The 10,506-nt window shown below is 65.5% G+C and carries 10 protein-coding genes; 1 reads left to right on the forward strand and 9 read right to left on the reverse strand.

The window, feature by feature from the left end; genetic code table 11:
- Positions 1 to 124: 124 nt before the first annotated feature.
- The 9 genes from IT347_14875 to IT347_14915 all read right to left on the reverse strand — a co-directional run bounded on the left by IT347_14875 (position 125) and on the right by IT347_14915 (position 8,958).
- Positions 125 to 625, reverse strand: a complete 501-nt coding sequence (locus IT347_14875; protein ID MCC6350869.1) for an N-acetyltransferase — start codon at positions 623 to 625, stop codon at positions 125 to 127.
- Between the two features lie 33 nt (positions 626 to 658).
- On the reverse strand, positions 659 to 1,366 hold the full coding sequence (locus tag IT347_14880; protein MCC6350870.1) for a DUF4386 domain-containing protein: 708 nt from the start codon (positions 1,364 to 1,366) through the stop codon (positions 659 to 661).
- Positions 1,367 to 1,492: 126 nt separating this feature from the next.
- Positions 1,493 to 1,897 carry a nuclear transport factor 2 family protein gene (locus IT347_14885; protein ID MCC6350871.1) on the reverse strand — a complete coding sequence of 135 codons (405 nt, stop codon included), beginning with the start codon at positions 1,895 to 1,897 and terminating at the stop codon, positions 1,493 to 1,495.
- 245 nt (positions 1,898 to 2,142) lie between these two features.
- Positions 2,143 to 2,568, reverse strand: a complete 426-nt coding sequence (locus IT347_14890; GenBank protein MCC6350872.1) for a 2'-5' RNA ligase family protein — start codon at positions 2,566 to 2,568, stop codon at positions 2,143 to 2,145.
- A gap of 266 nt (positions 2,569 to 2,834) precedes the next feature.
- Positions 2,835 to 3,296, reverse strand: coding sequence for a cupin domain-containing protein (locus IT347_14895; GenBank protein ID MCC6350873.1), 462 nt, complete (start codon positions 3,294 to 3,296; stop codon positions 2,835 to 2,837).
- A 114-nt stretch (positions 3,297 to 3,410) separates the two neighbouring features.
- Positions 3,411 to 3,779 carry a nuclear transport factor 2 family protein gene (locus tag IT347_14900; protein ID MCC6350874.1) on the reverse strand — a complete coding sequence of 123 codons (369 nt, stop codon included), beginning with the start codon at positions 3,777 to 3,779 and terminating at the stop codon, positions 3,411 to 3,413.
- Positions 3,780 to 3,873: 94 nt separating this feature from the next.
- Positions 3,874 to 4,659, reverse strand: coding sequence for a DUF45 domain-containing protein (locus IT347_14905; protein MCC6350875.1), 786 nt, complete (start codon positions 4,657 to 4,659; stop codon positions 3,874 to 3,876).
- 4 nt (positions 4,660 to 4,663) lie between these two features.
- Complete coding sequence (locus IT347_14910; GenBank protein ID MCC6350876.1) at positions 4,664 to 7,816, reverse strand: type I restriction endonuclease subunit R; 3,153 nt, start codon at positions 7,814 to 7,816, stop codon at positions 4,664 to 4,666.
- Complete coding sequence (locus tag IT347_14915) at positions 7,813 to 8,958, reverse strand: restriction endonuclease subunit S (protein MCC6350877.1); 1,146 nt, start codon at positions 8,956 to 8,958, stop codon at positions 7,813 to 7,815. The genes IT347_14910 and IT347_14915 overlap by 4 nt, the downstream gene beginning before the upstream one ends.
- Here IT347_14915 and IT347_14920 point away from each other — a divergent pair.
- Positions 8,920 to 10,074, forward strand: coding sequence for an ISL3 family transposase (locus IT347_14920; GenBank protein MCC6350878.1), 1,155 nt, complete (start codon positions 8,920 to 8,922; stop codon positions 10,072 to 10,074). The genes IT347_14915 and IT347_14920 overlap by 39 nt on opposite strands.
- The last annotated feature ends 432 nt before the right edge of the window (positions 10,075 to 10,506 follow it).

Genomic DNA, 10,506 nt, shown 5'->3' on the forward strand with positions numbered 1-10,506 from the left:
GTTCCGTCGGTCGAACGCCCGGCATCAGGCGCGCCGGGCGTCGGCAGGCGCTGCGGGCCGGCCCTGGCGGTCCGCGCCCGCCGTCGCCCGCATGCCGTTGTTCGGTGGCATGTCGCCCCCATGCCTATGCCTGTGAAAACTCTGGCGCATATTGTAGGTCGCCACCGCCTGACAAGGCCCCAGGCTGCAACTCTGTGGCCATGAACACCTCGTCCGGGACGTCGAACTGACACCGTAGCTCGAAGCTGCTGCCGCGCTGAAACCCGAAGCGTGGGTAGTACTCGGCATGGCCCACGACCACGACTGCCTCGTATCCCGCGATACGGCAGGCCTCCAGCCCGCGCAGGACTAACTCCGAACCGATGCCGCTTCGCTGCCGCGCCGGACTGACGGCCATGGGACCCAGCCCCGCCACACGGAATTGCTTCCCCATGACCTTCGCGGCCGTGAACAGGATGTGGCCGACGACCCCACCGGCCTCAGTTGCTACCAGCGAGATGCTGCCCGAGGACCCGCGCAACTTGTGGACCAGCGAGGCCTCGGTTGGCCTCGCGAAGGCTGCCGTATGGATCTGACGGACCGCGTCGTGGTCCGAAGCCAACTCGGATCGCACGTTGGTCACCAGTACCCACCCTCCTTCTTGTCCGTCTAACTCAAATTAGGCGCCCGCCGCCGGGGCTGCACGTGGAGGCCACCGGAGAAGTATGATGCCCAGCCCGATCATCCAGATTGGTAGAAGGTAATTGTTCACGGCTGCCACCATGTCCACGGCGGATGTGACATTGCGGAACATGCCGACCAGACCCGCTACCCCGGTGAAGAACCCCACAACTGCAAGCCAGCGGGGCACGGCCCGGGAACGTAACAACGCCCACGCCGACAGCAGGAAGAACGTGCTGAAGCTGAGCTCGCCGAGGAACTCTCCGACATAATTGCCGAGGTATGAGTTCAGCCCGTCGAACAGAGTGCCAATGGTACTACGCTCGATGGCATCAGCCGAGGTGTAATGCTCTGCCAACTGCCAGTGAATGCTCGGCCACCGCATCAGACCCAACATCATGCTCAGTGCGGCGATAATCGCCGTGTGAAGGGCAAGGAACATGGCGCCAGGATGAGTATGGCGCAGAGCATGATAGGCGCCCACCCCGGCCGGGATCCATACGAGTGGCAAGAAGGCATATATGGCCCAGACAGCCCGGCCGGTACTGCCCGTGGCCAGAAGTTTCGGCAACACGGTGCTTGCTGGCCCGTCAAGGACAGCCGGGTAGTCGAAGCGTGCTGCGAGAAACGCGAAGACCACCATGAAGGAGATGGCCCCGAGAATGAGGCTCCAGCCGCCGGCGCGAATCGATCTAGTCGAGTCCACGAGACCCTCTGTGTTGGTGCGCCTAACGTCTGGCGGCAGCGGCGAGCGTAGCATGTCCGCTGCACGCCGAGGTTGGGCGTCGCCGGGTATAAGGAGATGTGACGGGGGCGCCAGTACAGTTGCGAGTCATGGACGGAACGCCTCGCCCGCAATGTACGTGTCGAAGAACTCCTGAAACCGGCTGATCTTTCCGTCGCGGACCGTGACGAGGTGAACAAAATCGGACTCGTAGACCTTGCCGGTTGATATGGCGCGGCACTTCATGTGACCGACAACAGCAACTGAATCGGCATCCGTCAGCATCTGTCCCGGTGCGAGAACGAGGATCTCTTCCGCGTTCTTCCCGATAGTGATCCACTCCAGAAAGCCGGGGTGTCCCCTTCTTGTGCCACCGGCGGGATTGAATGGATTCTCAGGCTCGCCCCATTCAACGTCCTCCGAGAGGAGAGTAAGGATACTCGGTATGTCCTTGGCAGCGAACGCAGAGTATAGAGCGCGCACCAGATCAACGTTCTTCGCTTCGGAAGTCACATGTGCTCCAATCTGCGTAGAAACGATTGCCTGGCTGTCGACCTTCCGGCGCCCAACGCTCCGGTTCAGCGGCGGGCGGTGCAGCGGACGGTCCGCTCCTCAGGACGGAGGCGGGTCTACTCGGCCATCTCCGCAAGACGCCCCGCATCGCTTGCGAACGGACGCATGAGCGAGGGGATCCTCATAACTCTCTCTGTCGGCGCCCGTTCGTCAAGTGCATGCGGTTGTTTGACTGCACGAGCGTCCTACGAATGATCTCTCCCGAGGACGCTATCCTGCCACACTCCGCCATCCACCTGAGCGATCAGGGTGACCTCCCGAAAGGTGACGGTGAAGGGGGGCTGGCCCTCCAGGATCGCTGCAAAGGCCTCGTCCGAGCAGACGCCATTTCGAGGATGTATCACGGTAATGTGCGGCGCATGCTTTCGGACCGGCGCGTCGGGTCGGGAGAGCAGGATGGCTCTCAGGTGATCGAAGGACGCGGTGGACCCCGTTGCCGGCAAGGTCACGAGGTGGCCGTCCCGCACCGGGGCGCCAAACGCCAGGGTGATCGCGATCGGTCCGACAGCCGTGAGACGCTGGGCCACCTCGCGCCAGTCCGTGACCTCATCCTCACGGCAGAGGGTGACATGCGCACGGATCAGTGCGTGCTGGACGGGGTTGTAGGTCATGCGCAGCCGCTCGATTGCGGCCGCATGAGGCTGAGGCAGATAGAGGGTTGCTTGACGCCGACTGGCCATCCTGGAAGGCAGCAATACAGCGAGACCATGCGGTCTAACGTTCCGGTTCAGCTGCGGGCCGCGCAGCGGACCGTCCGCTGCAACCGGTTGTTGGGCGGCTTCGTCGCTACACTCGTTCTCAAAAACGGTTCCCGAGGCTCCCGAACACGGAAAACGTCGCGTTCGTGTGCCACGCGGAAGGCCATGTAACCCGCCCGCTACTTGCCAAGCGGAGGCGGGGCCACGGTCATGCCGTGTCGCTTGAAGACATCCATCATCTTCGCGCGGTCGGGCGGGCCGCCCGCCGCGGCGCCGATTACCTCGGCAGCTTCGCGGAAGTACGCGGGCCCCATGATCGCAGGAGTTATGAGAACGAGTTGTTTCGCGTCCACGCTGCCGAGATTGTCGAAACGGTGCACCGCGCCTCGTGGGATGCACAGCGCCTGTCCAGGGCCAACCTCGATGGGCGTGCCGTCCACTGTCCAGGCAAGAACGCCCTCAATGCCGTAGATGATCTCCTCGTAGGCGTCATTCTTGTGGGCCGGTGCCGCCAGCTTTTGTCCAACGGGTACGAGCATCTCGAACACCGACGCGCCGCCGTTGGAATCATCGCTCGTGAGGAGGAACCGAATCCCGAGGGGACCAATCTTGATGGTCTCATCGGAGGGATTGACTCTCATCGTACCTCGCAGCACTCTCGAATCTCCTTTCAGTAAAGCCGGGTCCGCCCAACTCAAGTCATGCGCCAACGTATGTGCATCCTCGTGCGGGCTCATTATCACGCGTGCCAATGCTCAGCGGTAATCGTTCTCCGTGAGAACGATCACCCAGGCGCGGCGTTCAGCGATCTTGCCGCCGCGCATGACGAACACCTCGGCCATCGACATGCGCATCTCGCCGCCCCGGGCGCGCTTCGCCTTGCCGGTGAGTTCTGCCATGACGACGTCCCCCTGCTCAACCATGCGGACGACCTCCAGCTCGGGGGGGTCGATGAACTCAGGCGCCCCGTCGATGGCCTTGTCGTAGGCCGCTTTGCCGGTCAGATGGAAGGCGCCGAACACGGTCCACTCGATGTCGTCAGTCAGGCAGGACAGGATTTGCTCGTGATCATTCTTGCGAAAGCCGTCCAGGTAGGTGTTTACGGTCTCGATGTTTCGCGACATGTCTGTCCTGGCCCCCTGGTACGCTACCTGCGGTGTCCATGCGGTCATGCCCTTGGCGCCCAACGCTCAGCATCAGCGGCGGCGCGTGGCGCCGTCAGCTGCATGCTGTTGTTAGACGCCCGCCCTTGGGCGCCCCATCCAGAATGATCGCCAACTCGACCTGCAGGTGCGCTTGATGTCTGCACAGCCATTGCTTGGCCTTCTCCGTGTCGCTGCAAAGGCCCTGCACGGTCAGCCAGAACTTCGCGGAATGGTCCGGGACGGCCAGGTGGACGGCTTCGTGCGTCACGAGGTATCGGAGCACGTAGTCGGGCGCGAGGATGAGTCTCCAGTTGAACGAGAGGTTCCTGAGCGCCGAACAGTTGCCCCACTTGGTGCGTTGGCCCATCACGTACACACGCCGCCGGCGCTGACCCAGGCGGCCCATCACCGCCACGAGATGTCTCTCGATCGCCCGGCGGGCCTCACGACGTAGCCAGCACTCGAGGCTGCGCGCGACAGGGGTGCGCGAGCGTGGGCCGCGCGACACGACGATCTCGCTGTCGACCAGGCGAACGATGTTGCCTGCTGAGCGCGATGGGGTCATCTCGACCCGAACCCGGGTCGGCTCGCCTCTGAAGAGGATCTCGCCGACACGGCGCTGTGCCGGCCGCCGTGCACCGCGCAACCGCTCCGCTCGCTCGAGCTGATCGAGGATCCAGTCCCTGTTGGTCGAAAGGAACTCCGCGACTTCCTCACCGTTGCGCCGACTCGGCTGCACGACCTCGACTCCGTTCGGCCCCACCCGGACGCGCAGCTTGCGGGCGGCCTTCGAGCGGACCAGCCGGTAGTCCACCACGCGGCCGCGGAGCCGGATCCGATGCTGAGTCGCGGACTGCATGGCGTCAGCCCGCGCCATCGGACTTCGCCAGCTCGTTCACGGCAGGCTTGAGGAACGCCGGATCTGCCGCATCGCGATCGAAACCGAGCTGTTCGTAGGACGGATTCCACGACTCCGCGAGCAGCGATTGCTCGACGCGCATCCGGCCACCGATCGAGTTGCTCCAGCCGGTTCCGAGCAGCCCGTTCGTGCGCAGGTGCGACCCCATGCGCCGGGCGCACTCGGCAACGTAGCCTTCCGCGGCGACGGGGGCATGGGCGCGCAGGATGGTGAAGAGCCCGTACTCGCCCGGCTGCGTCAGCCCAAGTCTCTCGGGCTCCTGCTTCGTCGCCGCGGCTTGCGCTGCGATCTCCTCCAGCTCGCGCAGCCGTTTCGCCATCGCCTCATCGGAGGCATCCCTGCGCTCCTTCACGCGCTGGAGGCGCTCGCCGAGCTGGTGGTAGATGAAGCTCGGGTCGTCCTCCGACAGCTCGCCGGTGAGCATGGCTTCGAGCGCGGCGGCCTTGTCCGCGGGCGTGGGCAGCTCGTCCAGCTTCGCCCCGTAGTCCTCGTCGATCTTGAACACCGGAAGCGCCTCGGCGACGTCGAGGAACGTGGTGTTTTCCTGGATGAGCTGCCGCGTCTTCGCCGACAGCTCGCCGTACGTGTCCTTGCTGCCGCGCTGGCGGCGCCGATGCGCGACGTAGATGCCGCAGAGCCAGTTGTACTCGTGGCGGTGCGGATACAGGCACGGGTCCGGCGCGATGGCCTCCCACAGTCTCTCGAGGCTCCGGAAGTTCTGCTCGAAGTTCTTGGCGGCATCGGGGTCGCGCAGGCGCGCGAGCGCCGCGAGCAGGCATTCGCGGGTGTCGGCCCGCGTGATGCCCTTGAACGTCTCCATGCACCGGGCCACCTCGCCGGGCACCAGGGCCCGCAGCGCGTCCCAGTCGATGAGCGACTCCTCGCGAATGCTCTCGTCGAAGTTGAGCGCCTTCTCGAGGTTCGTGAACACGCCGAAGTAGTCCATGACCACGCCGGTGCGCTTCTTCATCGAAGGCAGCGGCCGATTGGTGCGCGCGATGGCCTGCAGCAGATTGTGGTCGCGCAGTGGCTTGTCGAGGTACATGACCTGCTCGACCGGCGCGTCGAAGCCGGTCAGCAGGCGGTCGCAGACGATGAGGATCTTGAGCGGCGGCCGCCACTGGCTCCGGTCGACCCCGTGGCGCTCCCGGTTCCAGGCCTCCCACTCCGCGGGCGTGAGCTTGAAGTAATCAATCAGCTCGTCCTGCTTCGCCTTCGCGTACTCGAAGTGCTCGACTTCCGGCTCGCTGTTCTGCGCCGACGAGATGATCACGTCGGACCATTCCGGCGGCAGGCCACGGGCCACGAGCTTCGCGTCGAGCGCGGCCTTGTACGCCGCGCACGCCTTGCGGTCGACGGCCACGAGCTGCGCCTTGAAGCCATTGGGGTCTGGGTGCTCGAGGAAATGCGCGAGCATCTTCTCCAGCACGATCTCCACCCGGTTGGGATGGCGCGCCAGCTCCTTCCACTGGGAGCGTTGGCGCTGGACGAAGTCCTTCGCTTCCTCGTCTTCGAGCTCCATTTCCTCGCAGATCTGCTCGAAGCCGAGGCTGAGCGGCGCCTCGTCCACCTTGAACGGCACCTTGTCGCGCAGGTAGTGCACCTCGAGCGTGGCGCCGTCCTGGATGGCGCGCCGGATGCCGTAGTAGCTGAGGTAGCGCTCCTGGACGCCGTCCTTGAGCGGGCCGAAGTCGCGGTGCGTGTTCTGCATCGTCCGGTCGATGGGCGTCCCGGTGAAGCCGTAGCGGAAGCCGTTCGCCAGCTTCACGCGCATGGTCATCGCGTAGCTCTCCGTGCCGTCGCCCTTCTGCGAGCGATGCGCCTCGTCCACCAGGCTGATGATGTTGTCGCGCGTGAGCGGCGCCAGTCCCTCCATCTTCTGGAACGACTGGATGGTGGTGACCAGCGTGCCCCGCCAGTCGGCGCGGAGCTTGCGCTTCAGGTCCTCGACGCCGAGCGCTTTCTCGACGTTCGGGTAATCGCAGGCGTCGAAGTCATCCGAGAGCTGCGTCTTCAGGTCGCGCCGGTCAACGACGATCAGCACCGTCGGGTTGCCGAGCGCGGGGTGCCGCCGGAGCTTCTGCCCGGCGAAGATCATCGTGAGCGACTTGCCGGAGCCCTGCGTGTGCCAGACGAGCCCCGTGCGCTCCTGCGTGTCCACGGGCCGGCCGGCGAGCGAGACCGTGCGATCCACCAGCTCGTTCACCGCCTCGAACTGCTGGTAGCGCGCGACCTTCTTGGTCGTGACGCCCTTCTTCGTCTCGAAGACGACGAAGTGCTGGAGGAAGTCGAGGAGGTGGGCGGGCTTGAGCCGCAGCAGGCCCTTGACCGGCACCTCCAGCGGATCGTCGGGGTCCTTCGACGCCGGATCGTTCCACCATCCGTGCTGCTCGGGATAGAGGCTCAGCCAGCGGCTCCACCAGTCGAGGTGCCGCTCGATGTCCTCCTTGCCCGCATCATGGAAAAGGACCGTGCCGAAGCGGAACTCGTCCTCGTCGGCGGCGACGCAGAAGACATTGGGCGTCAGCGCGAGCGGCGCCTGGCGCTGGTAGCGGTGGAGCTGGTGGACCGCCTCGCGCCAGTCCTTGCCGCTCGCCACGTAGCTCTTGTACTCGGCGATGACGAGCGGGATGCCGTTCACCAGCAGCACCGTGTCCTCGCGGCACTGCTTCACGCCCTGCACCCGGTACTGGTTGGTGGCGGTGAAATCGTTCAGGCGCTGGCGGTCCGGCTCGAACGCGATGAACTGGACCGTGGTCGCGTCCGCTCCCGGCGCGAGCACCACCTTGGCGCCATCGCGCAGCAGGTCGAGCGTCTGGCGGTTCGCGGTCAGCCTGTCCGGCTGCGACATCGTCTTGCGCAAGGCCGCGACCGCGAACCTGGCCTGCGCCTCGGTCGTCACGCCTGAGTTGATGCGCAGGATCGCCGCGACGAGCAGCTTCTCCACCAGCGGGTCATCCAGCGGCCGATCGAAGGCCGCCATCGCAGTCTCATCGCGATACGTCCAGCCGAGGCCTCCGGCCGCGTACTCCGGCGGCTTCGGTTCGCCACACAGCCAACGGAGGATCGGCTGCTCCACGTAGCGGTACTCGCTCATGACGCAGCGACCTTCGCGGGGTTCGTCACGCGCACGCGGCCGGTGAGGAGGTCGTGCATGAGGGACTTCTTCAAGACCTCCAGCGCTGCTGCCTTTGCTCTGAGCGCGTCGACGTGTGTCCGGCACGCGCTCGCGATCTCCACGAGGTGCGCCTGCTCGTCCTGTGAAGCAGGCACCGGCAATCTCAGGAGCCGAATGCTATTCGAGTTGATGTTGTGGTTGCCCGCAGAGGTTGTAACTCGGCGCAGTAGCTCACGTCGTCCACGCTCGAGCCCAAGAAAGACGTTCACGAAGTCCGGCAGTAGCCCTGCCTTCAGGCGCACGCGAATCAGGTACGAGGCGTAAACCCATGTGCGTGCGTCGGGACGTCGAAACACGACCGATCGCCCAACATAGTGTGGGTTGCCATTCGTGCGTACGAGCAGGAGATCACCGTCGTGCAGACTCAAACGCTCGACATCGCCGGTCGGCAGGTCCACCAACGCCAAGTCGCCCAGTGAGAGCCTATCGGCAACGACGTTTGGGATACGCAGGACCGGGTTCCCCCACGCTCTCTCGCTCGACGCCTTTGATGTTCCATAGCGCACGTCAGCGGTGAACTCTCGAAGTTGAACGTGTTGGGCGTGCAGGCTCTCGAAGGTGTCCTCGAGCACGGAGCGTTCAAGCTCGCGCGCCCGCTCGACCGCCGCGCGGGTGCGCTCCAGCGCGGTGTCCACGGCGTCGAGGATGCGGGCGATGGCGGTCTGCTCGTCGGGTGGGGGAAGCGGAATCCATGACCTTCTTATCTCGGAGGGGCGGATGAACGGCTGGGCGGTCGCATAGCGTTGCCAGAAACGCTCATCGTTGACCACATTCCAAAGAAACACCTCGTTCAGCTTCGACCGGTCGGGAAAAATCAGGCTCCTCTCGACTTTCCGTGGAGCGCAGCGCCTGAGTTGACGGCGTAGGCGCTCCGGTTCATCCGTACCCTTTTCTTTCCGACCAGGGAGAGAGGGGGCAGAGGGATGAACCAGGAGCGGGGCGATCTTGTCGCGACGTATCTCGGGTTGCAAGGGTTCGAAGTCGTCGCGGTGGTGCAGGCGCGGCATCCGCGGCGGGGCCGGGTGAAGGTGGTCCGGATCGAGCGGCGCACGGGGCAGCATGAGTGTTCGGGCTGCGGGCGGCGCCACGCGCGGGGACTGTTCACGGAGCCCGTCCCGATCTGGCTGCGGGACTGCTCGCTCGGCGACATGGAGACGTACCTGGAGGTGCAGCCGGTGCGACTGGCGTGCTGCGGCGGGACACGGGTGGAGCGGCTTCCCTTCGCGATGCCGGGCTTCCGGATGACGCGCCGCTTCTTCGAGCGCCTGGCGGCGTTGTGCACACGGTTGCCGATCTCGGCGGTGGCGAAGATGGCCGGCCTGGCGTGGGAGACGGTGGCGCGCGTGGACGGACGGGCGATCGCGCTGGCGCTCGGGGACCGCACCGCGGCGCTGGCCGAGCTGCGCTGGATCGGCGTCGACGAGGTCTCGCGTACCGGCGGCCGGGAGTACTTCACGATCGTGACCGACCTCGAGAACGGACGCGTCGTCTGGATCGGCGACGGCAAGGGGCGCCGCGGGCTGCTGCCGCTGCTGCGCGCGCTGGGCGCGAAGGGTCGCCGTCGCCTGCGCGGGGTCGTGAGCGACCTGGGCTACCTGCGCATCATCGCCGCGCGGTTGCCGCACGCGGTGCACATCCTCGACCGCTTCCACATCGTGCAGTGGGCCAACCGGGCGCTGGACGAGCTGCGCCGGCGGCTGTTCTCGGCGGCGCCGCGGGATGAACTCGGGCGGACCCTGAAGGTGAAGAAGTGGCTGCTGCTGTCGGCGCGCGAGAACCTCGGGCACCGCGACAAGCTCGTGCTCGGACGACTCGTCGAGCTCAACCAGCCACTCTACCGCGGCTACCTGCTCAAGGAGGAGCTGCGCGCGATCCTCCGGCATCCGTGGCGCTACTTCGGCGTCCTGCGCGAGCGGCTGCAGGAGTGGATCCTCGCCGTGTTCGACGCCGCGCTGCCCGAGTTCCGCACGGTTGCGAACCGGCTCGCCTCCCATCTCGACGCGGTCATCGCCGGCCACCAGCACGACGTGCCGCTGGGGCTGGCCGAGTCACGCAACAGCCAGATCGCCGCCCTGCGCTTCCAGGCCCGCGGCTATCGCGACCCCGAGTACTTCAAGCTGAAGATCCTCCAGCGCTGCGGGCTACCCCACAACCCGTGGGCGAGGATCACGCTGTGAGCGTCTCAGCACGGGACATCGAGAGGAGCCGACAAACTCGCTCGCCCCTGTCATCGGGGGTCGAGAAGCGCTTCCGACCCGGGAGTTGCTTGTCGGGGGCTACGACCAAGCCCTCGGCAGCGCTGTCGTTCTCAACAGGCTGGCACCGCTGAGCTGGTCGATTCGGTCGGGCCAGGCTCAGTTCGCCGTCGGCGTCGCGGCGGCCGACACGAGTGGCGACTTCTCCTGCTTCTTCAGTGATCCAGATAATGGAGACTTGTGCGTCTCAAATGAGGCTCCTCTCACCTTTCCGTGGAGTGCCGGGTCTGAGTTGACGGCGTAGGCGCTCCGGTTCATCCATGGCTCTTCTTTCTTCGCGGGAAGGAGGAGTCAGCGGGATGAACCAGGAGCCGGGCGATCTTGTCGCGGCGTATCTCGGGTTGCAAGGGTTCG

It is taken from the genome of Candidatus Eisenbacteria bacterium (assembly GCA_020847735.1).
GTDB lineage: Bacteria > Eisenbacteria > RBG-16-71-46 > RBG-16-71-46 > RBG-16-71-46 > CAIXRL01.

What these genes read in the sequence shown, in the direction of transcription:
- IT347_14890 (MCC6350872.1), bottom strand. Translation starts at nt 2,568, where the DNA reads ATGACCTACAACCCCGTCCAGCACGCACTGATCCGTGCGCATGTCACC.
- IT347_14895 (MCC6350873.1), bottom strand. Translation starts at nt 3,296, where the DNA reads ATGAGAGTCAATCCCTCCGATGAGACCATCAAGATTGGTCCCCTCGGG.
- IT347_14900 (MCC6350874.1), bottom strand. Translation starts at nt 3,779, where the DNA reads ATGTCGCGAAACATCGAGACCGTAAACACCTACCTGGACGGCTTTCGC.
- IT347_14905 (MCC6350875.1), bottom strand. Translation starts at nt 4,659, where the DNA reads ATGCAGTCCGCGACTCAGCATCGGATCCGGCTCCGCGGCCGCGTGGTG.
- IT347_14910 (MCC6350876.1), bottom strand. Translation starts at nt 7,816, where the DNA reads ATGAGCGAGTACCGCTACGTGGAGCAGCCGATCCTCCGTTGGCTGTGT.
- IT347_14915 (MCC6350877.1), bottom strand. Translation starts at nt 8,958, where the DNA reads ATGCTGCCCCGTGCGCCGCTCGATCCGGACCACCTTCACCCGGCCCCG.